General features: G+C 64.7%; 21 protein-coding genes. 4 read left to right on the forward strand and 17 right to left on the reverse strand.

Annotated features, from left to right (window positions below):
- Positions 1–55 precede the first annotated feature (55 nt).
- Both AC1Q6V_RS14260 and AC1Q6V_RS14265 read left to right on the forward strand, forming a co-directional pair.
- Positions 56–979 (forward strand): LysR family transcriptional regulator, encoded by a 924-nt coding sequence (locus AC1Q6V_RS14260; RefSeq protein WP_058698546.1) that lies wholly within the window; start codon positions 56–58, stop codon positions 977–979.
- Positions 980–1,029: 50 nt separating this feature from the next.
- Positions 1,030–1,254: a DUF3820 family protein gene (locus AC1Q6V_RS14265; protein ID WP_011616919.1), complete on the forward strand. Its 225-nt coding sequence runs from the start codon at positions 1,030–1,032 to the stop codon at positions 1,252–1,254.
- An 18-nt stretch (positions 1,255–1,272) separates the two neighbouring features.
- Here AC1Q6V_RS14265 and garD read toward each other — a convergent pair whose 3' ends face one another.
- Positions 1,273–2,838 (reverse strand): galactarate dehydratase, encoded by a 1,566-nt coding sequence (gene garD / locus AC1Q6V_RS14270; protein ID WP_454750592.1) that lies wholly within the window; start codon positions 2,836–2,838, stop codon positions 1,273–1,275.
- Between the two features lie 390 nt (positions 2,839–3,228).
- Here garD and AC1Q6V_RS14275 point away from each other — a divergent pair, with 390 nt between their 5' ends.
- Both AC1Q6V_RS14275 and AC1Q6V_RS14280 read left to right on the forward strand, forming a co-directional pair.
- On the forward strand, positions 3,229–4,284 hold the full coding sequence (locus AC1Q6V_RS14275; protein ID WP_010809684.1) for a cyclase family protein: 1,056 nt from the start codon (positions 3,229–3,231) through the stop codon (positions 4,282–4,284).
- Between the two features lie 28 nt (positions 4,285–4,312).
- Positions 4,313–5,554 (forward strand): ABC transporter substrate-binding protein, encoded by a 1,242-nt coding sequence (locus AC1Q6V_RS14280; RefSeq protein ID WP_010809683.1) that lies wholly within the window; start codon positions 4,313–4,315, stop codon positions 5,552–5,554.
- 104 nt (positions 5,555–5,658) lie between these two features.
- Here AC1Q6V_RS14280 and AC1Q6V_RS14285 read toward each other — a convergent pair whose 3' ends face one another.
- From AC1Q6V_RS14285 to AC1Q6V_RS14360, 16 genes are all read right to left on the reverse strand, one after another.
- Positions 5,659–6,246, reverse strand: coding sequence for a helix-turn-helix transcriptional regulator (locus tag AC1Q6V_RS14285; protein ID WP_011616917.1), 588 nt, complete (start codon positions 6,244–6,246; stop codon positions 5,659–5,661).
- A 501-nt stretch (positions 6,247–6,747) separates the two neighbouring features.
- Positions 6,748–8,166, reverse strand: coding sequence for a pyruvate kinase (gene pyk / locus AC1Q6V_RS14290; protein WP_492344506.1), 1,419 nt, complete (start codon positions 8,164–8,166; stop codon positions 6,748–6,750).
- A 55-nt stretch (positions 8,167–8,221) separates the two neighbouring features.
- The gene (apbC, locus tag AC1Q6V_RS14295) at positions 8,222–9,310 is read right to left on the reverse strand and encodes an iron-sulfur cluster carrier protein ApbC (protein ID WP_492344505.1); all 1,089 of its coding nucleotides are present in this window, start codon (positions 9,308–9,310) and stop codon (positions 8,222–8,224) included.
- 253 nt (positions 9,311–9,563) lie between these two features.
- Positions 9,564–10,601, reverse strand: a complete 1,038-nt coding sequence (locus AC1Q6V_RS14300) for a tetratricopeptide repeat protein (RefSeq protein ID WP_454749438.1) — start codon at positions 10,599–10,601, stop codon at positions 9,564–9,566.
- Positions 10,598–11,047 carry a cytochrome c-type biogenesis protein gene (locus tag AC1Q6V_RS14305; RefSeq protein ID WP_439669891.1) on the reverse strand — a complete coding sequence of 150 codons (450 nt, stop codon included), beginning with the start codon at positions 11,045–11,047 and terminating at the stop codon, positions 10,598–10,600. Before AC1Q6V_RS14305 ends, AC1Q6V_RS14300 begins: the two co-directional genes overlap by 4 nt.
- A 1-nt stretch (position 11,048) precedes the next feature.
- Positions 11,049–11,612, reverse strand: coding sequence for a DsbE family thiol:disulfide interchange protein (locus AC1Q6V_RS14310; RefSeq protein WP_439669890.1), 564 nt, complete (start codon positions 11,610–11,612; stop codon positions 11,049–11,051).
- Positions 11,609–13,579 (reverse strand): heme lyase CcmF/NrfE family subunit, encoded by a 1,971-nt coding sequence (locus tag AC1Q6V_RS14315; protein ID WP_454749439.1) that lies wholly within the window; start codon positions 13,577–13,579, stop codon positions 11,609–11,611. The genes AC1Q6V_RS14310 and AC1Q6V_RS14315 overlap by 4 nt, the downstream gene beginning before the upstream one ends.
- Positions 13,576–14,034, reverse strand: a complete 459-nt coding sequence (gene ccmE / locus AC1Q6V_RS14320) for a cytochrome c maturation protein CcmE (protein WP_037023989.1) — start codon at positions 14,032–14,034, stop codon at positions 13,576–13,578. The genes AC1Q6V_RS14315 and ccmE overlap by 4 nt, the downstream gene beginning before the upstream one ends.
- Positions 14,031–14,228: a heme exporter protein CcmD gene (ccmD, locus tag AC1Q6V_RS14325; protein WP_010809674.1), complete on the reverse strand. Its 198-nt coding sequence runs from the start codon at positions 14,226–14,228 to the stop codon at positions 14,031–14,033. Before ccmD ends, ccmE begins: the two co-directional genes overlap by 4 nt.
- A gap of 44 nt (positions 14,229–14,272) precedes the next feature.
- Positions 14,273–15,010, reverse strand: coding sequence for a heme ABC transporter permease CcmC (ccmC, locus tag AC1Q6V_RS14330; RefSeq protein WP_010809673.1), 738 nt, complete (start codon positions 15,008–15,010; stop codon positions 14,273–14,275).
- Positions 15,010–15,681 carry a heme exporter protein CcmB gene (gene ccmB / locus AC1Q6V_RS14335; RefSeq protein ID WP_010809672.1) on the reverse strand — a complete coding sequence of 224 codons (672 nt, stop codon included), beginning with the start codon at positions 15,679–15,681 and terminating at the stop codon, positions 15,010–15,012. Before ccmB ends, ccmC begins: the two co-directional genes overlap by 1 nt.
- Positions 15,663–16,319: a cytochrome c biogenesis heme-transporting ATPase CcmA gene (gene ccmA, locus AC1Q6V_RS14340; protein WP_010809671.1), complete on the reverse strand. Its 657-nt coding sequence runs from the start codon at positions 16,317–16,319 to the stop codon at positions 15,663–15,665. The genes ccmB and ccmA overlap by 19 nt, the downstream gene beginning before the upstream one ends.
- Before the next feature lie 18 nt (positions 16,320–16,337).
- The gene (locus tag AC1Q6V_RS14345; protein WP_010809670.1) at positions 16,338–16,754 is read right to left on the reverse strand and encodes a globin family protein; all 417 of its coding nucleotides are present in this window, start codon (positions 16,752–16,754) and stop codon (positions 16,338–16,340) included.
- Positions 16,755–16,834: 80 nt separating this feature from the next.
- Positions 16,835–17,410 (reverse strand): Tll0287-like domain-containing protein, encoded by a 576-nt coding sequence (locus AC1Q6V_RS14350; RefSeq protein WP_454749440.1) that lies wholly within the window; start codon positions 17,408–17,410, stop codon positions 16,835–16,837.
- A gap of 54 nt (positions 17,411–17,464) precedes the next feature.
- A complete protein-coding gene (locus tag AC1Q6V_RS14355) occupies positions 17,465–18,886 on the reverse strand; it encodes an ammonia-forming cytochrome c nitrite reductase subunit c552 (protein ID WP_454749441.1) in 1,422 nt (473 codons plus the stop codon).
- Positions 18,887–18,898: 12 nt separating this feature from the next.
- On the reverse strand, positions 18,899–20,869 hold the full coding sequence (locus AC1Q6V_RS14360; RefSeq protein ID WP_454749442.1) for an FAD-dependent oxidoreductase: 1,971 nt from the start codon (positions 20,867–20,869) through the stop codon (positions 18,899–18,901).
- Between the last annotated feature and the right edge of the window lie 112 nt (positions 20,870–20,981).

Here is a 20,981-nt window from a genome sequence, read left to right on the forward strand (position 1 = left end):
CACAGGTAAAAAGAGGTGGAAGCGAAGTAGTGTTCTCCTCTAGCCGGAAGAATTGATGGACAAGTGGACGCAGATTGAGTTTTTTGTGCAGGTTGCGGAACTCGGCAGCCTCACAAAGGCGGCGGAGCAACTCGGCATGTCGAGTGCGGCAGCCACCCGCTGCCTCAATGCGCTGGAAGAGCGCCTGGGAGCGCGCCTGGTCGAGCGCACCACGCGCCGGCTCTGGCTCACGGATGCCGGCCGTGAGTATCACCGGCGCTGTGCCGCGATGCTGGCTGAAATGGCCGAAGCCGAGGCCGCCATCAACGAGGCCACGCTCAATCCAACCGGCGTTCTTCGCGTGACCGCATCGGCATCCTTCGCGATGATCCATCTCGCGCCGGCATTGCCGGCATTTCGGGCGTGCTATCCGAACCTGGCGGTCCAGATCATTGCGGCCAATCGCTACCCTGACTTTATCGAGGCCGGGATCGATGTGGCCATCCGGACACGCGAACATGAGGGGGATTCAGGGATTACGGTGCGAAAACTGGCCGAGACGCGCCGCGTACTGGCGGCGTCGCCTGGCTACCTTGCCGAGCGCGGCATGCCAGATGCACCAGATACCTTGCGGCAGCATCAGATGCTCATTTACAACCTTGCCAATGATCCCTACCTGCTTCACTTCCGGCGAGGCGACGAAACGGCAACCGTACCTGTGACCAGCGTGCTCGACTCCAATGAAGGCCAGGTGATCCGCGCAGCGGCCCTGGCGGGCCATGGCATCCTGGTACAGCCGCTCTACATCATCTACGAAGACATCGTTGCCGGCCGGCTGGTGCCGGTCCTGCCGGATTGGCAACTGCCCAAGCTGACGATCAACGTCGCGTATCAGTGCCGCCGCCACCAGCCGGCCAGGATTCGCGTCTTCATCGACTTCCTGTTCGAACGATTCGAGCGGCTTGGACTCGCGAGAAAGTGGGAGATGACCGCCAGGTAGTGCGGCTTGCTGACTGTGATAGCGTGGAGCCTTCCGACTTTCCGCCACCCATGAACGATTTCGACGCCGACGCCCTCAAGCGGCTGGTCACAGTCACCATGCCCTTTGGCAAGCACAAAGGCACGGTGATCGCCGACCTGCCAGGCAACTACCTGAACTGGTTCGCGCGCGAGGGCTTCCCGCCGGGGCAGATCGGCGCGCTGCTGGCGCTGATGCATGAGCTGGACCACAACGGCCTGTCGCATCTGCTCAGGCCGTTGCGCGGGCGCACCTAGCGCCGTCAGAGCCGAGGCTCAGGTCACCGGTGCCGGGTTGAACAGCACCAGCGCATTGCGGATCTTCCAGTGCTCGGCCCACGACTTCTTGCCGCTGGCCACGGCCAGGAGCGTGTGGAACAGCTCCCAGCCCACTTCCTCGATGGTGGCCTCGCCGGTGGCGATGCGGCCGGCGTTGACATCCATCAGGTCATGCCAGCGCCGTGCCAGGTCGTTGCGGGTGGACACCTTGATCACCGGCACCTCGGCCAGCCCGTACGGCGTGCCGCGCCCGGTGGTGAACACGTGCAGGTTCATGCCGGCGGCCAGCTGCAGCGTGCCGCAGACAAAATCGCCCGCGGGCGTCGCGGCGTAGATCAGCCCCTTCTGCGTGACCTTCTCGCCGGGGCCGCTGACGCCGTGGATCGGGCCGGTGCCCGACTTGACGATCGAGCCCATCGCCTTTTCCACGATATTCGACAGGCCGCCCTTCTTGTTGCCCGGCGTGGTGTTTGCGCTGCGGTCGACCTTGCCCTGCTCCAGGTAGCGGTCGTACCAGGCCATCTGCCGCACCAGCGCCTCGGCCACCTCGGGGGTGGCCGCGCGCGCGGTCAGTTGGTCGATGCCGTCGCGCACCTCGGTCACTTCGGAGAACATCACCGTGGCCCCGGCGCGCACCAGCAGGTCGGTGGCAAAGCCCACCGCGGGGTTGGCGGTGACGCCGGAGAAGGCATCGCTGCCGCCGCACTGCACGCCGACCACCAGGTCTGACGCCGGACAGGTCTCGCGCCGGCGCGCGTTCAGGCGGGCCAGATGCTTCTCTGCCGTGGCCATGATCGAATCGATCATCGAGGCAAAGCCCACGTGCTGCTCGTCCTGCAGGCAGACCACGTCGGGCTCGCCCTCCTGCTGGATCGGGATGGTGCCGGCGCCGATCAGGCGCGCCGGCTGCAGCTTCTCGCAACCCAGGCTGACGATCATCACCTCGCCGCCGAAATTGGGGTTCAGCGCGATATTGCGGATGGTGCGGATCGGGATGCCGGCATCGGGCGCGTCGATTGCCACGCCGCAGCCGTAGGTATGCTCAAGGCCCACCACGTCGTCGACATTGGGATACTTCGGCAGCAGTTCTTCCTTGATGCGCCGCACGGCAAACTCCACCACGCCCTCCACGCACTGCACCGTAGTGGTGATGCCCAGGAGATTGCGTGTGCCAACCGAGCCGTCCGCATTGCGGTAGCCCTCGAAGGTATAGCCTTCCAGCGGTAGCAGCGGCGCCACGCGCGTGCCGACCGGCAGGTCGTGCAGTTCCGGCGCGGCCGGCATGCGGATCACGCGCTCATTGACCCAGCTGCCGCGCGGCAGGTCTTTCAGAGCATAGCCGATCACCACGTTGTAGCGGATCACCGCGTCGCCCTCGCGCAGGTCAGTCAGCGCCACCTTGTGGCCCTGGGGTACGCCCTCGGCCAGCACCAGGCCGCAGGGGAATTCCATTCCCGCCGGCAGGCCGCCGTCGTTGGCCACGATCGCGACGTTGTCGTTCGCGTGCATCGTGATGTACAGCGGGCGAGCCGCCTGTCCACCTGCTGTCGGGGTCACTGTCATGTCATCTCCAGCCGGGTGCGCGTTGCGCACTTTTAGTGTTACGTTGTCTGACAACATGCTATCCGTTTATGCTGGTCTATGGCCCCGGGAATTCCCTACCCTCTACTATTTTGGGCGGAAATAAGCAGCTTCCCCAACCTAGTTGTACGATAACACATCATGAACCGGCATTGCCCGCCTCTATAAGGATGCCGCCCCGCCGTAATCCTGCTGCACCGCAAAATGACCATTCCCCGCAATATGGCCTATAAGGGATGCAACCGGTTTCATGCCACGAGAACCGGACAGGAGACCTTCCCGCGTGGCCACGCGCATCGCGCAACCACGCCGCACCGATACCCCATACACCGGCCGCTCCCTCGGCCACGCACACGACAGGAGGCATGACTCATGCGCTGGAAGCAACGTCCGCAAGGTTCCAACTGGGGTGACTTCGGCCCCGACGACCAGCTCGGCCGCATCAACCTGATCGGCCCGGAACAAGTCGTCAAGGGCGCGCGCGAGGTGCAGGCCGGCATCAGCTTCTGCCTGTCGCTGCCGCTGGACTACCCCGGCGGCAACAAGCTCAACCCGCGCCGGCATCCGCCGGTGCTGCGGCCTACCCTGCGCGACGACATCCCCTATTTGAACTTCCCGCTGGCCAAGGTCGATCCCACCGCCACCGACGTCATCAGCGACGACCAGGTGCTGCTGTGCCTGCAATACAGCACGCAATGGGATGCGCTGGCGCACGTGGGGGCGCTGTTCGATGCCGACGGCGACGGCCGCCCGGAGCGCGTGTACTACAACGGCTACCGCGCCAACGAGCATATCGTCGGCCCGGTGGACTATGCCGAGGACGACAACTTCGCCGCGCACCCTTGCGGCCACGACCACAGTGCCGCGCAGGCGCTGGGCATCGAGAACTTCGCGGTCAAGGGGATGCAGGGCCGCGGCGTGCTGGTGGACCTGGCGCATACCTTCGGCATGGACTTCCGCAATGTCGGCTACGACGACCTGATGCACGCGCTGGATGCCGGCAATGTGGAAGTCGAACGCGGCGACATGCTGCTGCTGCGCACCGGCTTTGCCGAGGTGGTGCTGTCGATGCAGCGCAAACCCGATGAAGCCGTGCTGCACCACAGCTGCTGCGCGCTGGACGGCCGCGACGAGCGCCTGCTGAACTGGATCACCGATGCCGGCATCGCCGCGCTGATCGCCGACAACTACGCGGTGGAACGCTACCCCGCCCGCCCCGCGCCCGACGGCGACAAGAGCCACCCGCTGCTGCCGCTGCACCACCATTGCCTGTTCAAGCTGGGCCTACCGCTGGGCGAGCTGTGGTACCTGCGCGAGCTGGCGGACTGGTTGCGCGCCAACGGCCGCACCCGCTTCCAGCTCACCGCCCCGCCGTTGCGCCTGCCCGGCGCGGTGGGGTCGCCGGTGACGCCGATCGCCACGGTATAAGCCAACAACAATAAACCAGGGAGACACCATGAACCATCGCCACGCGCTCCGCCGCATTGCCGCCAGCGCCCTCGCCTTCGCCGCGGCGCTTGCCTGCGGCACCGCCCAGGCCCAGCCCAGGGCCGCCGTCTCTGACGATGTCGTCAAGCTCGGCATGCTGCTCGACATGAGCGGCCTGTATGCCGACGTCACCGGCCGCGGCAGCGCCACCGCCGCGCAGATGGCCATCGACGATTTCGGCGGCAAGGTGCTGGGCAAGAAGATCGAGCTGGTGGTGGTCGATCACCAGAACAAGGCCGACATCGCCGCCAACAAGGCGCGCGAATGGTTCGACACTGCCAATGTCGACGCCATCCTCGACGTGGCCGCGTCTGCGCCGGCGCTGGCGGTGCTTGAGGTTGCACGACAGAAGAACCGCATCGTGGTGTTCTCCGGCCCGGGCACCGAGCGCATCACCAACGACCTGTGCACGCCGGTGTCAGTGCACTACGCCTACGACACCTACGCGCTGGCCAACACCACCGCGCGCGCGATGGTGCAGCGCGGCGGCAAGTCCTGGTTCTTCCTGACGGCGGACTACGCCTTCGGCCACACGCTGCAGGACTCGGCCACCGCGGTCGTCAACGAGACCGGCGGCAAGGTGCTGGGCGCCGCGCGCCACCCGCTGGCCACCAGCGACTTTGCCTCTTACCTGCTGCAGGCGCAGGCCAGCAAGGCACAGGTGGTGGGCCTGGCCAATGCCGGCGGCGATACCGTCAACGCGATCAAGGCCGCCTCCGAATTCGGCCTGACCCGCAACAACACGCAGCGCATGGCGGGCCTGCTCCTCTATATCAACGACATCCACGCCATCGGCCTGAAGACGGCCTCCGGGCTGGTGCTGACCGAAGCTTTCTACTGGGATATGAACGATGCCACGCGAGCCTGGTCGCGCCGCTATTTCGACAAGCTCAGGAAAATGCCCAACATGAGCCAGGCGGGTGCGTATTCATCGGTGACGCACTACCTGAAGGCCGTGCAGGCAGCCGGCACAGACGAGACCGCGGCGGTAATGAAGAAGATGAAGTCGATGCCGATCAACGACTTCTTTGCAAAGAACGGCCGCATCCGCGAAGACGGCCGCATGGTCCACGACATGTATCTGTTCGAGGTCAAGACGCCGGCCGAGTCCAGGTACCCATGGGACTACTACAAGGTGCTGGCCACGGTGCCGGGCGAGCAGGCGTTCATGCCGGTGTCGAAATCGCAGTGTTCGCTGGTCAGGCGCTGATGGCGGCGCCGGTAGAGATAAGCGATTTATGAGGCGCGGGGACGAAGTTTCTGACCAATACAGATCATGGTTTGTATTCGAGAAATACAATCTATATTGCGTATTTAGTCCCTGGTCAGATTTTCCAGCCACAGGCTCATCAACCCCGCCCGGCCCCTGACGCCGAATTTCCGGAAAATGCCGGTCACATAGGAATGGGTCGTTGAAACGGCCAGGCCGAGGCGCTGGGCAATCTGCTTTTCCGATGCGTCGGTCAACAGCAGCCGCAAGACCTTCTGCTCGTGGGGCGCCAACGGAACGGAAGAAAGCGCCAGCCCAAGGTCAAGAATGCTCTCCTTCTTCAGCGCAGTGACATCGCGGGCAACCCCGACGCGCAACCGTTCCGACTGGAGCCATCCGGCGGACCACATGATATGGACGGCACTGCCGTCCTTGTGGCGATAGCGGTTTTCAAAACCGATCCGCTTCTTTCCCGACATCACCTGCTTGGCCTCGATAATGGTCCGGTCCCGGTCGGCGGGCATGACCAGATCGATGATGAACTCGCCCGCCATATCCTTCGGCGTATAGCCAAAAATGCCCTCGCACGCGGCGCTGACATACTGGATGCGGCCGCCTGTGTCGACCAGGAATACGGCGTCCAGCAGTTGGTCGGCAAACGCAGTGATGTCTTTTCCGATCTCGATACTCATGGCAGTCCAGACCCCCGATACTGGCGCTTTTACTGGCGCCTTGATTGGCCCCTTCGCCCGGATTTCAGCCGAACGCGGGTCAACGTGAAGACTAGACCACGCGCCAGCGCATGTACAGTGTTGGCATCGATAAAACCGTGCATGGCTGGCCAGCCGGAAGGCCTTTAACCGCGCCACTCATGCCTGCGCGCCGTCAAAGGCACCCTGCTGATTGGCAGGGTATGACTTTTGCACGGTTTCGATACCATCATGGCCATCATTTGCCCGGTCTTCGGCTAAATAACAATGGCCCCGCCGGGGGCTTCCAAAGCCGTAGTCAACGAGAGTCGGGGCAAATGAGCCAAGCCTCAGCATTGCCTACCTCTTTCGAGGGGGGAGTCGAGGTCAGGAGGGGAGCGGCCCGGCCCGCTGACGGAGGTGGCAGTGGCCTCTGTCAGCGGGGACCGTGCAACGCTGCGGCAATGCCCCGGGTCGTACCTGTTCGGCGGTGTCCCTACCCCCTCATTGGATCTGCGCAATCCGCAGCAGGTTGGTGGTTCCCGCCACCAGGAACGGCAGCCCCGCGGAGATGACGATGGACTGTCCGGCTTCCCCGAAGCCCTCCGCCAGCACAGTGCGGCTGGCCAGATCGGTCATCTCCGGCACATCCAGCACCTCGTGGCAGAGCACCGCATGCACGCCCCAGGTGAGCGTCAGCCGCCTCGCCGTCGCCATGCGCGGTGTCATGCCGAGAATGGGCACCTGCGGCCGCTCGCGCGCCATACGCAGCGCCGAATAGCCCGAGCTGGTATAGGCGACCGTCGCCGGCACCCTGAGCAAGCCCACGATATGCCGCACCGCATAACCGATGGCATCAGCCGCGTCCGCGCGCGGCGGCGTGTGGGATGCCTCGATGGCGTCGCGGTACAGCGGGTCGGATTCCGTGCGGGAGATAATGCTGTTCATCATTCGCACCGCCTCCACCGGATACCGGCCGGATGCCGACTCGGCCGACAGCATGACCGCGTCGGCACCGTCGTAGATCGCCGTCGCCACGTCTGACGCTTCCGCGCGGGTGGGCACCGGGGCGGCAATCATCGATTCGAGCATTTGCGTGGCAACGATGACCGGCTTGCCGGCCTTGCGGCACGCGCGGATGATCTGCTTCTGAAGCGACGGCACCTGCTCGGCGGGCATCTCCACGCCCAGGTCGCCGCGCGCCACCATGACGGCATCGGCCTCGGCGACGATGAGGTCCAGGCTCTGGATGGCAGCGGGCTTTTCCAGCTTGGCGACGATGCCGGCGCGGCCGTTGACAATTGCCTTGATCTCCCGGATGTCTTCGGGCCGCTGCACGAAGGACAGCGCGATCCAGTCCGCGCCCAGCGCCAGCCCGAAGTCGAGGTCGCGCCGGTCCTTCTCGGTCATGGCTGACAGCGGCAGGACCGCGTCCGGCACGTTCACCCCCTTCCGGTCCGAGAGCGTGCCGCCGTTGATGACCGTCGTCTCGGCGAAGCCGGCACCGCACTGGCCGACGCGCAGCCGGATCTTGCCGTCGTCAAGCAGCAGCTCGACACCCTCGCTCAGGGCGGCAAAGATCTCCGGGTGCGGCAGGCAGACCCGGCTGGCCGACCCGGGCGCCGCGCTGTCCAGGTCCAGCCGGAAGCCGGCTCCCGCGGCCAGTTGCACCGGGCCACCGGCGAAGGTGCCGATGCGCAGCTTCGGACCCTGCAGGTCGAGCAGCACACCGATGGGGCGGCCTCGCTTGCGCTCCACGGCGCGGATCGCTTCGAACCGTTGCCGGTGGTCTTCGTGGGTGCCGTGGCTGAAGTTGAGCCGGAAGACATCGGCACCGGCCTCGAACAGCGCGTCGATGAGCTCGGGGGTGCTACTCGCGGGGCCCAGCGTGGCCACGATCTTGGCGTTGCGAAGGCGTCTCATGCCATTGCTCCATGTCAGCGCGCGACGAGGGCCGCGCGTAAATCGTTCACCCCGGTCAGGTGTTCTGCACGACGATGCTCGGGAACTTGCTGGTCATGTCGCGCGCCTTGTCGGCGACCTTGATTGCCACCTCGCGCGCGATGGCGCGGTACATCCCGGCCACCGGGCTGTCGGGCTCGGCCACCACGGTCGGGCGGCCGGAGTCGGCCTGCTCGCGGATCTGCAGGTTCAGCGGCAGGCTGCCGAGCAGGTCGACGCCGTAGTCGGCGCACATCTTCTCGCCGCCGCCGTGGCCGAAGATATGCTCGACATGGCCGCAGTTCGGGCAGCAGTAGACCGCCATGTTCTCGACGATGCCCAGGATGGGAATGCCCACCTTCTCGAACATCTTCAGGCCCTTCCTGGCATCCAGCAGCGCGATATCCTGAGGCGTGGTGACGATCACCGCGCCGGTGACCGGCACCTTCTGCGACAGCGTCAGCTGGACGTCGCCGGTGCCCGGCGGCATGTCGACGATCAGGTAGTCCAGGTCGTGCCAGTTGGTCTGGCGCAGCAGCTGCTCCAGCGCCGAGGTGACCATCGGGCCGCGCCATACCATCGGGTTGTCCTGCTCGATCAGGAAGCCGATCGAGTTGGCCTGCAGGCCGTGCCCTTCCAGCGGCTCCATGGTCTGGCCGTCGGCGGATTCCGGGCGGCCGTCGATGCCCAGCATCATCGGCAGGCTCGGCCCATAAATGTCTGCGTCGAGCATGCCGACGCGCGCGCCTTCCGCCGCCAGCGCCAGCGCCAGGTTCACGGCCGTGGTGGACTTGCCCACCCCGCCCTTGCCCGACGCCACCGCAATCACGTTCTTCACGCCCGGCAGCAGCTTGACCCCGCGCTGCACCGCGTGCGCGACGATCTTCATGGTCACGGCCACGCTGACATTGCTCACGCCCGGCACTTGCCGCACCGCAGCAACCACCAGCTTGCGGATCGGATCGAACTGGCTCTTCGCGGGGTAGCCGAGTTCGACTTCCAGCGAGACATCGCCGCCGTCGACGCGGATGTTCCTGGCCGAGCGGGTGGACACCAGGTCCTTGCCCGTATTGGGGTCGATGACGGTGCGCAGGGCTTCGGTGACCTGCTCAGTGCTGACGCTCAAGACATACTCCGCTGCTGGTGAATGTAGGGATGCATGCACCAGGCGTGCTTTGGCGGCGTGGCGGCAATGCTGGAAAGATATCTGCTCACCCACTTAAGGTAAATTCATATATTCTTAGCCGACGCATAAGCAATCCATTAAGTTGCGATCAAGCAGCACATCGCGGGACCAAAGAATCCGCTACTGAGACGCTGGGCGGCGTTGTGGGCAGCGGCAGCTGGTCGTCTACCCTATGATCGTCGCGGATCAGCCCTCATTTCCTTACCGTATCAATCAACAGCTGGATGCCAGCAGCGCCCACCTTCACCTGTACCGCCCCGCTTTCCAGGTCGCCTGGCTGGCCGATCGCCTGGCCGGAACGCGAGATTCGTGCGACAACCATCGCGCTTTCCCGCTCACTCAGGCGCGCACCGCCCATCACCGCCATGCTCTCGTCCAGCGAAAACGCCACCGGCCAGCGTCCAGGCACTGCCTTGAAGACAGCCAGCGGCATCGGCGGCCCTTGCAGCCCGCGTGCGAATACGTAGAGCGTGTCGGTGCTGCCAACAGACGCCTGCAATTCGGGGGCAATTGCTACGGTGCCGGAAAGTTGCTTCTTGTTGCCCGCAACAGCCGAACCGGTCCCCACCTGCGCACGCGCTCCGGCAATGTTGGCCTGCAGACGGCGTAGCTCTTCGGAATCGGCTGGCAGCAATGGCGCCAGGCGCGTCCAGTAAACAATCGCGTCGGCAGGGCGCCGGTCATTGAAGGCAAAGCTGCCCGCCAGCCACAGCGACTTCACATGCTGCGCATCAAGTGCCAGCGCGCGTTCAACAGCCTTCTGTGCCTGCGCATCAAAAGTGCCCCCTGTTTGCGCAGTACGCGCATCGGCATAATCGGCAAGCTGCGGTGCCGCGGGTGCCTTCAGCACGAATGCGCGCTCGAACGCCGGCACCGCCTCGGCGAAACGGGCTGCGGCATAGTATGATCGCGCGAGCAACAGTGCGGCATCGGCATCGTCAGGCCGTTGCTGCAGATGCGCCTCAAGACGCTTGATCAGATGCGGAATCGACGTTTCCCGCGGCGTTGCTCCTGACCCGCTGCCGGATTCCGGCCCGATCAGGTCCGGCCGGCCGACAGCAAGATACCCTGCCAGGGCCACCAGCGTGATAGCTAGCCCGGCCAGGAACTGAACCCGGCGCGCCCGGCCTTTCGCAACGGCGATACCTGCCACCATTGGCTGCAATACGGTCAGCAGCGCACCAATGGTCAGGGCGGTGGCGAATCCCCAGAATACCTGCGCCGATGTCATATGCTTCCCTCCTCGTTGCCGCCAGCCTTACCCGCCCGCTCGCGTGCCCGCGATCCGGCAGCATGCCGGTAGAGCACCACCATTCCCACCAACATGAGCAGGAACGGGCCAAGCCACAGGAGCCAGGTGGTGGGCTGCAGCGGCGGGCTGTACAGCACGAAATCGCCGTAGCGCTGCACCATGAACTCGGTCACATCGCGCTCGCTTTTCCCATCGCGCAGCATGCCGGCAATCTCGCTGCGCAAGTCAATCGCCAGGCTGGCATTGGAATCGGCAAGCGACTGGTTCTGGCATACCACGCAACGCAGATCGACGGCCAGCCTCATGACCCGGGCCTGCAGAGCCTGCTCGGCATCGGCCTGTGCCGGCTCGGCGCCGATTGCATTGGCCAGCAGACCGCCCAGCAAACACCCAAGTACGCACCACCGGCGAACGCTTGATTTCATGTCAGCCCCCTTTTCCCCTGCTTGCCAGTGCTACGTCCGGCTCGTTCTCGAGCGCCGCCAACATCGGCAACAGTTCTTTGCGCACCACCTCCTCGGTCAGCGGACCGACATGCTTGTGGCGTATCACGCCGCGACGGTCAATCACGAAGGTTTCCGGAACACCGTACACGCCGTAGTCGATGCCGACCCGGCCATCGGCATCGAACAGACTGGCGCGATAAGGGTTGCCGTGCCGCGCAAGCCAGGCGCTGGCCTCGTCGCGCCCATCCTTGTAATCCAGCCCATAGATGGGCACCCGGGTAAGGCGCGCCAGCTCCATCAGCTTCGGATGCTCCTCGCGGCAGGCGCCGCACCACGATGCCCAGACGTTCAGCACCCAGACCTGTCCGCGCAGATCGGCAGGCGCCACAGTTTGCTGAGGCGCGTCCAGCAACGGCAGCCTGAAAGCCGGCGCGCTCTTGCCGATCAGGGGGGATGGCAGACTGCTCGGTCTCGGCGCAAGCCCGAGGCCGAGCAGCAGCAAGAGCAAGATGAAGATCGCAGCAGGAACAAACCGTCGCATCATTCCACCCCCAGGTTCAGCGGCGTGGCGGCCGGCGCGGTGCGCGCCCGATAGCGGCGGTCGCCGAGCGCAAGCAAGCCGCCAAATGCCATCAGCAGGCAGCCGGACCAGATCCAGCTTATGAACGGCTTGTGGTAAAGCCGCAAAGTCCAGCTACCGTCGGGCAACGCTTCGCCAAGCGATACATAGAGGTCACGCGTCAGGCCGGGATCGATCGCCGCCTCGGTCATCACCTTGCGCTGAACCGGATAGAAGCGCTTCTCTGGCCGCAGCAATGTCACCAGCTGGCCGTCTCGCGTCACCGTAATGCTCGCGCGCCGGGCCTGGTAGTTGTCGCGCGCCAGTGTTTCCACCGAGTCGAAGCGGAAGCGGTAGTCGCGGAACTCGAGCGAGTCGCCGACCGACATGCTCACCGTGCGTTCGCCTGCATAGCCGCCGACCATGGTGACCCCGACAATGCACACTGCAATGCCAAGGTGGGCGATCAACATGCCGTGGAACGACAGCGGACGGGCGGCCAGACTGCGCAATGCCCCTGCCCCGCGCCGGTCGCGCACGCTCTCGGCCGCGGTCGCGACCAGAGCACAGGTGATCCAGCCGGCCAGGGCCAGGCCGAGGCTGATGCCGATGCTCGATGTGCCTAGCAGCCAGGGCGTGACCAGGCCAAAGGCAAGCGCCGCGGCCAGCGCCCATTTCAGCCGACGCTTCAGATCCGGCAGCGAAGCATGCTTCCAGCGCATCAGCGGGCCCACGCCCATCAGAAACAGCATTGGCACGACCAGCGGCACAAACACCGCCTCGAAATACGGCGCACCGACTGATATCTTCGCCAGGCCCAGGCTATCGAGCGCCAGCGGATAGACTGTGCCCAGCAAAACAGACGCGGTTGCTACGGCCAGGAACAGATTGTTCAGCATCAGCACCCCCTCGCGCGAGAACGGCGCGAACGCCGAACTGCTCCGCACGCGCCCCATGCGCCACGCGTACAAACAGAGTGCGCCGCCGACGATGAATGCGAACAATGACAGCAGGAACACGCCGCGCCCCGGATCCGCGGCAAAGGCATGCACGGAGGTCAGCACGCCGGAGCGCACCAGAAAGGCGCCCAGCAAGCTCAGGCCAAAGGCGGCGATCGCCAGCAGCAGGGTCCAGCCGGCGAATATGCCCCGCTTTTCCGTGACCGCCAGCGAATGCATGAGCGCGGTGGCAAGCAGCCATGGCATGAAGGAAGCATTCTCGACCGGATCCCAGAACCACCAGCCGCCCCAACCCAGTTCGTAGTAGGCCCAGGCACTGCCAAGGGCGATGCCGAGTGTCAGGAACAGCCAGGCGCCGATGGTCCATGGCCGGCACCAGCGTGCCCAGAGTGAATCGATGCGCCCGGTCAGAAGGGAGGCCACCGAGAACGCGAAGGGCACCGCCAGTCCGACATAGCCGATATACAGCATCGGCGGGTGGATCACCAGCCCGATGTCCTGCAACAGTGGGTTGAGGTCACCGCCGTCCGGGGGCGCCGGCCACAGGCGCTCGAAAGGATTCGAGGTGAACAGCATGAAGCAAAGGAAGCCGCTCGACACGATGCCCAGGACGGCCAGCACGCGTGACGAGAACATCAGCGGCAGGCTGTCGCTGCGCCAGCTCACCAGGGCCGACCAGGCTGCCAGCAGTAGTGACCAAAGCAGCAACGATCCCTCATGGCCGCCCCAGGCGGCGGCAAAGCGATAGATCGCCGGCAGGCTGCTATTGGAGTGGTTCGCGACATAGCGCACCGAAAAATCGTTCCCCAGCAGCGCCGCCGACAGGAAAACAAAGGCCAGCGAGAGGAACAGGAACTGCATGCGTGCTGCGGCATGTGCGGTGCGCATCCAGCCATCGACGCCGCGCACCGCCCCCAGGAGCGGCAGCGCCGCTTGCGACAGCGCCAGCGCGAGCGCAAGCGCCAGGCACCATTGACCGAGTTCGGGAATCATCTGGCCCCACCTTTCTGCGCCGCTTCGGCGAGCTTGAGCGAAGCGGCGACCTCCGGCGGCATGTACGCTTCATCATGCTTGGCCAGCACCTCCTCGGCCGCGAAGATGCCGTTGCCACCCATGCGGCCGAACGCAATGGCACCCTGCCCTTCGCCAAACAAATCGGGCAGCATGCCGCGGTAGACCACCTGCACCCGGTTGACCGTATCGGTCAGTATGAAGGACGCCCCCAGCCCATCCGGGGCGCGCCGCAGGCTGCCGCGCTCGACCATGCCGCCAAGGCGGAAGGCCTTGTCGCGCGGGCCCTCCCCTGCCGCGAGCTGGCTTGGCGAGAAGAAGAACACCATATTGCTGCGGAAGGCATTCAGGATCAATGCGGCAGCCGTCCAAAGCAACAGCAATCCCACGGCGATCATGAGCAGGCGTCGCCCGCGCGCCTTGTTGAGCATCCTCATTGCGTACCCCGTTGATCTTGCAGCCGCATGCCGGGCGCGGCGGGGTGCGCATCTGCCAGCGTGCGCCGAGTCGACACGCCGCAGCGCAGTACCAGCAGGACTTCGACAGCGAACAGCAGCGCCGTCACGCCGTATGCGCCCCAGACGAAAGCGCCTTGGCCACCCATCGAAAAAAATCCATTCAGATCCATCATTCCCTCCCTGCTGTTGAGCGCGTTGATCCGAGTGCGCGTCGGTTTCAGATGTCCTCGCCTTGCCGCCACCACCTGCGGCCGGCCTCGCTGCGCGCGATCAGGCAGCGCACCCGCGCCAGCGCGACGGCGATCGCATACATCCAGAAGGCGAAGGTCATGCCCAGCATGGCAACGATCATGATGCCGGCCATCTGCGGCGCCTTGGTCAGACTGACCGATGCCCCCTGATGCAGCGTGTTCCACCAGGTCACGGAGAAATAGATGACCGGCAGGTTGATCAATCCGACCAGCGCCAGCACCCCGCCGGCCCTGGCTGCGCGCCGTGGATCGTCGATCGCGGCCTGCAGCGCGATGAAGCCGAGATAGAGGAACAGCAGCAGCAGCTCGGAGGTCATGCGCGCGTCCCATACCCAGTAGGTGCCCCAGGTCGGCTTGCCCCAAAGTGCGCCGGTCCACAACGTGAGGAAGGTGAACAACGCACCGCTGGGCGCCAGCGCGGTTGCCATCAGCGACGACAGACGGGTGCCGAACACCAGGCCAAGCCCGGCGTAGACGGCCATCACCACGTAGATGAACATCGACATCCAGGCGGCCGCGACATGGATGAACAGGATGCGGTACACCTCGCCCTGGCGGAAATCGGGCGGCGCCACCACCAGGCCAAGGTATAGCGCCATCGCGCCAGACACTGCGGCAGCAGCGCCAAACCATGGCACCAGATGCCCGGCGAGCGGATAGAAGGCTTGGGGCGCGGCGTACTTCCAGATATTCAAGGTGGCCATCAGACAGACTCCAATCCAATCCTGAGCGCCGCGGCGGTGGCCCATGGCGCCGACGCAACGGCAGTCAGCAGGCATGCCCCCAGCAGCGAAAGATTCGCCTGCAATTCCGCCGCAGTGCTGGCGGCGGCGACGCCGCAGCCGAACACCAGTACCGGCGCTGCCAGTGGCAGCACCAGCAATGCCAGCAGCGGGCCGCCGCGCTGCAGCGACAGCGTCAGCGCGGCAGCGATTGCCGCGATCAGGCACAGCGTCGGCGTACCGAGCAGCAGCGACAGTGCCAGTTGTGCCAGCTCGCCGTCAGGCACGCCGAGCTGAACGCCAAGCAGTGGCGTCAGCAACACCAGCGGCAGGCCCGCCCCGAGCCAGAAGCCGGTCACCTTGCCGAGCACCATCAAGGTCAGGGACTGCGGCGCGAGCGCGATGACTTCCAGGCTGCCGTCGCGGAAATCGGATTCGAACAAACGCTCCATGCCCAGCAGCGTCGCCAGCAAGGCGGCGACCCAGATCACACCGGGCGCCAGCCTGGCGAGAAACATCCGCTCCGGGCCAACCGCCAGCGGAAACAGGCTGACCACCGCGACAAAAAAGGCGAGCGGTGTCAGCACCGCCGACGGGCGACGCCACGCCAGCAGCAGCTCACGCGCGATCAGTTTCAGGACCGGATCCAGCATGCCGCCTCCTGCTGCGATCGAGCGGCGATTGCCGGGATGGCAAGCTCGCGCATCCGCGCGGCCACCAGCCGCAGCGGGTAGTGGTTCGCAAACACCAGCATGCCGCCCGACTGCAGATGGTGTTCGCACAATCCCTCAAAGGCCCGGATGCTGGACTGGTCGAGTGCGGTGGTCGGCTCGTCGAGCAGCCATAGCTTCGCGCCACTGGACAGCACACGCGCCAGCGCAACCCGGCGCTGCTGCCCCTGCGACAACAGCCCGAGAGCGGTGTCGGCACCAGCGGCCAGCCCGACTTGTGCCAGCACCCGCTGCAGGTGCGCACGATCCGTGCGGCAACCGTACAGCGCGCAGGCACTGCGCAGATTCTCCAGCGCGCTCAGCTCCGCTTTCAGGCCGTTGCGGTGACCGAGGTATGCGGAATCGGGCAGCGGCCGGCTCGCCGCCACCGCACACCCGTTCCATCGGATCTCGCCCGATTCCGGGCGCAGCAGGCCAGCCAGGATTCGCAGCAGGGTAGTCTTGCCGCTGCCGTTGGCGCCTGTGACATGCACCGCTTGCCCGGGCTCCACGCGCAGCCCCAGCCTGATGAAAATCGGCCGGTCGCCGCGCGCGGCGGTCAGTGACACTGCTTCCAGCATGGCCTCATTCCTCCTGAGTCAGTCCCAGGCGGTCGCGGCGGCGTCTTTCATGGCCCCGGCCAGGATCACGTAGGCGCTGGTCCAGGCGCCCTTCACCTCATCGGTAAAGGCGTCCCCGAGGCCGGCACCCAGTGTCCACAGCAGGGCGCCGGCCACGGTGTCGTAGTCCTCGTCCTTGACGCCATAGGCGACGTGGCGCCGGCCGAGTTCCTGTACAGCGGGAACGATGTCGTCGAGCTGGTCCAGTTTCGTGACGACGGTATTGATCATCGCCATCAGCTTGCGCCCCTGTTCGACGGTGTCGCCCTTGAACAGTGGCCTCAGCGAGGGATCCATTTCGAACAGCTTGCCGTAGAACAGCTCGGCGGCCTTTTCCTTGATCGGCACCACCTTCTGCCAGGAGCTTTGTACCAGGGTGATCTCTTGCGGTGTCATGGAATATTCCTTTACTTGACAATTGCGATCATGTAATCCGCTACTGCCTTCACGTCGTCATCGCTCAGCTTTTCGCTGGCTCAATTGCTGACAGGGATGCGCAGCACCACGCCACCCATCACGTCGCCAATCTTGAAATTGGTGCGCGGGCTGTCCTTATGGCCGTTGTGGCAAGTGACGCAGGCCGGCGCGATCGCCGTGTCGGCGTACACGGCAGTGAAATAGGTCTTCTTGCCGAGAGTCTCTTCCTTGTAGAAGTTCTTTCCGGGGTTCTTGGCGACGAAGTCCAGCCCTTCCTTCTCCACTGGGGTTTTCGCAGCGTTCTGCTTATTCAGCGGCCACAGGGACAACAGCGAATAGCTGAAATTCGGCTTGCTCTTGGCTACCTCCTCCGCGCCGAAGCGAAACATCTGCGCCGGCAGCACCAATGTCTTCTCATCCTTCCAGTGCTCAGTCGCCTTGATCACCTTCTCTTCGTTCTGCAGGCGGTTGACGATCAGGCGGGTATACACGGTCCGGTCGGCCGCCATCACGGCGTGCAGGGCATCCGCCATTTCCTTTGGACTGATGCCGGATGCGTGTGCGGAAAAGGCGCTAACGGCCAGCGCCGCGCCCATTGCCAGACTGCTTGCCTGCAAGTTCGCATATCGTTTCATTTCTCTCTCCTTCACTGTTGAAAAGAAGCCCGCAAGCGCCAGAACGACGCGCAGCTACGGCGTGCTTCGCTTGCTGCGCGTTTCTGCATCCTTTGCCACAGCCATGTCGATACTCTTCACGTGCCGGGCCGGCATGCCTTTGAAGTTGTTGTCGATCAACGTCTTGTCGGCCAGCGCGTCGATCGAGAAGCCGAGCCCGTGGCAGCTTATGCACGTGGTCCGTATCATTTTTTCGTTCGGCCGCAGGGTATCGTTCTGGTTGTGCTGAACCACGATGCGCGAGCCTTCGTCGGTGGACATCCGCACCCGCGGCATGTGGCAGCTGGCGCATGTCACGCCAGAACCGGGCGGCGCCTGTCCGGCGGTCTCCTTTTGCCACAGCGCGTAGTGCGGCGAACTCTTGTAGGCCAGGGTGTGTTTGTCGTCATGGCAACTCATGCATGACTCCACCGCCGCTGTCCTGGCATCGAAGCGATGGGCAGAATGGCAGGAAGTACAACCAAGTTCCGTGTGGGCAGCCGCTTCCTTCATTGGCAGACGGGCGTCGCCGGGCGTCATCGGCGTCAGGCCTTGCGCCAGTCGCATGCCGTGCTTTCCCGCCAGGAACCCCTTGGCCTCGGCCGCATGGCATCCTTCGCACGCTGCTGGGCTGCCTGGGTGGTCACTCCATTTCGTGGAGCCGTCCTTGCCCTTCGATGCATGGCAACCGGTGCAATTGACGCCAGCCCTGGCATGCGCGGTGCCGAGCCAGTCGGCCTGCAACGCCGTACTGCCGCGCTTGCCGTGCGGCGCATCCTGCTCGGCTGCCGAGAGCGTCCGGAACGGATACTTCGCCGCCGGGTAGCCGCTCATCTCACGCACCGCTACGGCAAAATCGCGCTGCGGCAGCAGCGGCTTTTCGTTCAGCTTGCCGCCCTGCGCATGCTTTAGCAGGAAATCTTCGTACAGCGCGCGATTGTCGTGATAGTTATGGCAGCCGGCCGCGGTGCAGCTGTCGAACTTGAAGTCCTTGTGGTCCGACGGCATCTCGTCCGGGCCGGCATGACAGTGGTAGCAGACGTCCTGCGGCTGCGTTACGCCCATGGCAAGCGTCGTGCGCGGCTTGTGCTCGGCATGGCAGGTGACGCATGCCTGCGCATCGATCTTTCCCAGCCGCTCGGCATTGCGCGGATCGTCGAACTTGCTGGCCGGATGCGAATCTCTGGCTTCCTTCAGCTCATTCTCATGGCATTTGACGCATGCCTCCTGGATGGCCTCCGGGCCGGCGAACGGCTTGCTGTGGCAGCTCTCGCACGCCAGTTCGATCTGGTAGTGGCCGTGGCTGGTCTGACCCGGCAGGAATGCCATGCGCGCGGATACCAGGAGCGGATGCCTCGCCGCCTCCTTGTAGAACAGCCCAATCGAGAAATATGCCAGCATCGCCACGCTCAACACACCCCAGTAGACCCACAGAACTCTGCGGCTTTTGCTTGCCATCGCTGGTAGGCTCTAGAAATAGTAAGTTTTGAGAATGTGGAACCCGAGCAGCACGGGTACCGGCCAGAACAGCAAGATGTGCACCCAGGTGCTGTTGTCGCGCCAGCGCCGAACCAGTGCCACTGGCAGGCGATGCCCTTGCGCGATCATCAGCCCCGACATGCTGCCCGCCAGAATCAGGCCGGTGAAACTCGCCATCAACAGGAAATTCAGCTGGCTGCCAAGCCTGCCTCCCGTATGCGCATAGAGTCCCGCCAGCACACCCAATCCGAGCACCACATGCAGCACGCGCCAGATGCCAAAATCGCCATAGCCAAGGCGCGACCAGCGCTTCCGGAATGAGAGAAGCAGGGCAAGTACGCTCAACCCGAGAATGGAAAATCCGCTGACCTGCTTATACAAACTCACCAGCCATAGCTCGTCCCAGCGCCACTGCAGTTGCACCGTCTTCGCAAAGGGGATGGCAGGCGCAACGAGTGCCAGCAAGGCGAGCGCCAGTGCCGCCGCGGCCGCGCCCTGGAGCGGACGATGCGCGCGCACCGGTTCTCGCATCACCGCGCCACCGGCCAGCTCGGCCAGCAACGGCTTGCACGAACCGCATACTGTAGAGGCACGCGTGCACGCTGCGAGTTGCTCGATCGAACGGCACCCGGCAGCCGCCGCTTCGCCAAGCTGACCGCGGGTAACGCCGGTGCAGTTGCAGACGACCGCGCTTGCCGGCCAGTTGACGACGCTGGCTTCGCCCTCCTGCCACAGCGAGCCGGTCCTGCGAAACCGCCAAAGCTGCCATGGCAGTATCCGGTGATTGCCGCTGACCGCTTCCTGCAGCCGACGCAGGTCTGCGCCTTCGCCGACCGCCATCGCGCCAATCAGACGACCGCGCTCGACCAGCACCTTGCGGTAGATGCCAGCTTTCCTGTCTTCATAAGCTGCCGTGCTCGCCGAGCCGATACCGTCATGCTCGCCGACGCGGCCCACGCTGAACACCGGCATATCGAGCACTTTCAGGCGCGTTGCCTGTAGCGAACCGGCATAGCTGGCGTCGCCGCCGCAGATTGCATGCACGGCGACTGCCGCCTGTTCCAGGCCAGGGGCGACGATCCCGTACACTTGTTCGCGATGTTCCGCGCATTCGCCAACGGCGTAGATATGTGGATCGGACGTCTGCATGCGGTCGCTGACGCGAATGCCGCGCCCCACATTCAGGCCGGCCTGCAGGGCCAGGTCGGTGTTCGGCTTGATGCCGGCGGCAATCACGACGGTATCGCATTCGATGACATCGCCGGTGCGCAGGGTGATGCCGGTAACCGCTCCTTCACCATGCACGCGTCTGACCGCGGCGCCCGTCAATACCTGGATTCCGGCCGCCTCGACATGGGCGCGCAGCAGATCCGCGGCTGCCTGGTCCAATTGCTGCAACATCAGCCGGTCGTTGTTCTCGATGACCAGCACCTCGGTGTTGAAGCGCTGCATTGCGCGCGCCGCTTCCAGGCCCAGCAGCCCCCCGCCCAGCACCACCGTACGGCGGCTGCGGATACGGCGTGCGAGCAGCCGCTGGGTATCGTTCATGTCACGGAAAACGTAGACATTGGCCTGGCCGATGCCCGGCACGTCCGGGATCCGCGGGCGTGATCCGGTGGCCAGCACTAAGTGGGAATAGCGTTGCGTGCGCCCGGCCGAGTCTTCAATCTCCTGCGCGCCGCGATCGACATGCACCACTGCGCAATTGAGCCGCGCTGCGATCGCGGGTCCCTGCGGCAGTGCAAGCCCCTGCGTGAGCGTGGCCCAGCTCGCATCGCCGGCAAGAAAGGAAGACAGGCGCACGCGGTTGTATGGCTCCCATGGTTCGTTGCCGTAGATCACCAGCGGAATGGAAGGATCGCGACGATGCAAGTCCTGCGCAAGCCGCACGCCCACCGGCCCGGTGCCGATCACGACGACCGGCGCTTGGACAGCCTTTGTGTTTGGTATCGATTGCAGCATCACTGACACCCCTGACTCCCCCTGTGCACCACTTACAGACAAAAAAAATGCATCCGGCCCAGCGAGCACCGCTCGCCTGACTCGGACGCCTTTGTCCCGGAATCACGACCAC

It is taken from the genome of Cupriavidus sp. GW823-FHT07B10, from assembly GCF_058794355.1.

What these genes read in the sequence shown, in the direction of transcription:
- AC1Q6V_RS14260 (WP_058698546.1), top strand. Translation starts at nt 56, where the DNA reads ATGGACAAGTGGACGCAGATTGAGTTTTTTGTGCAGGTTGCGGAACTC.
- AC1Q6V_RS14265 (WP_011616919.1), top strand. Translation starts at nt 1,030, where the DNA reads ATGAACGATTTCGACGCCGACGCCCTCAAGCGGCTGGTCACAGTCACC.
- garD (WP_454750592.1), bottom strand. Translation starts at nt 2,838, where the DNA reads ATGACAGTGACCCCGACAGCAGGTGGACAGGCGGCTCGCCCGCTGTAC.
- AC1Q6V_RS14275 (WP_010809684.1), top strand. Translation starts at nt 3,229, where the DNA reads ATGCGCTGGAAGCAACGTCCGCAAGGTTCCAACTGGGGTGACTTCGGC.
- AC1Q6V_RS14280 (WP_010809683.1), top strand. Translation starts at nt 4,313, where the DNA reads ATGAACCATCGCCACGCGCTCCGCCGCATTGCCGCCAGCGCCCTCGCC.
- AC1Q6V_RS14285 (WP_011616917.1), bottom strand. Translation starts at nt 6,246, where the DNA reads ATGAGTATCGAGATCGGAAAAGACATCACTGCGTTTGCCGACCAACTG.
- pyk (WP_492344506.1), bottom strand. Translation starts at nt 8,166, where the DNA reads ATGAGACGCCTTCGCAACGCCAAGATCGTGGCCACGCTGGGCCCCGCG.
- AC1Q6V_RS14300 (WP_454749438.1), bottom strand. Translation starts at nt 10,601, where the DNA reads ATGACATCGGCGCAGGTATTCTGGGGATTCGCCACCGCCCTGACCATT.
- AC1Q6V_RS14305 (WP_439669891.1), bottom strand. Translation starts at nt 11,047, where the DNA reads ATGAAATCAAGCGTTCGCCGGTGGTGCGTACTTGGGTGTTTGCTGGGC.
- AC1Q6V_RS14310 (WP_439669890.1), bottom strand. Translation starts at nt 11,612, where the DNA reads ATGATGCGACGGTTTGTTCCTGCTGCGATCTTCATCTTGCTCTTGCTG.
- AC1Q6V_RS14315 (WP_454749439.1), bottom strand. Translation starts at nt 13,579, where the DNA reads ATGATTCCCGAACTCGGTCAATGGTGCCTGGCGCTTGCGCTCGCGCTG.
- ccmE (WP_037023989.1), bottom strand. Translation starts at nt 14,034, where the DNA reads ATGAGGATGCTCAACAAGGCGCGCGGGCGACGCCTGCTCATGATCGCC.
- ccmD (WP_010809674.1), bottom strand. Translation starts at nt 14,228, where the DNA reads ATGATGGATCTGAATGGATTTTTTTCGATGGGTGGCCAAGGCGCTTTC.
- ccmC (WP_010809673.1), bottom strand. Translation starts at nt 15,010, where the DNA reads ATGGCCACCTTGAATATCTGGAAGTACGCCGCGCCCCAAGCCTTCTAT.
- ccmB (WP_010809672.1), bottom strand. Translation starts at nt 15,681, where the DNA reads ATGCTGGATCCGGTCCTGAAACTGATCGCGCGTGAGCTGCTGCTGGCG.
- ccmA (WP_010809671.1), bottom strand. Translation starts at nt 16,319, where the DNA reads ATGCTGGAAGCAGTGTCACTGACCGCCGCGCGCGGCGACCGGCCGATT.
- AC1Q6V_RS14345 (WP_010809670.1), bottom strand. Translation starts at nt 16,754, where the DNA reads ATGACACCGCAAGAGATCACCCTGGTACAAAGCTCCTGGCAGAAGGTG.
- AC1Q6V_RS14350 (WP_454749440.1), bottom strand. Translation starts at nt 17,410, where the DNA reads ATGAAACGATATGCGAACTTGCAGGCAAGCAGTCTGGCAATGGGCGCG.
- AC1Q6V_RS14355 (WP_454749441.1), bottom strand. Translation starts at nt 18,886, where the DNA reads ATGGCAAGCAAAAGCCGCAGAGTTCTGTGGGTCTACTGGGGTGTGTTG.
- AC1Q6V_RS14360 (WP_454749442.1), bottom strand. Translation starts at nt 20,869, where the DNA reads ATGCTGCAATCGATACCAAACACAAAGGCTGTCCAAGCGCCGGTCGTC.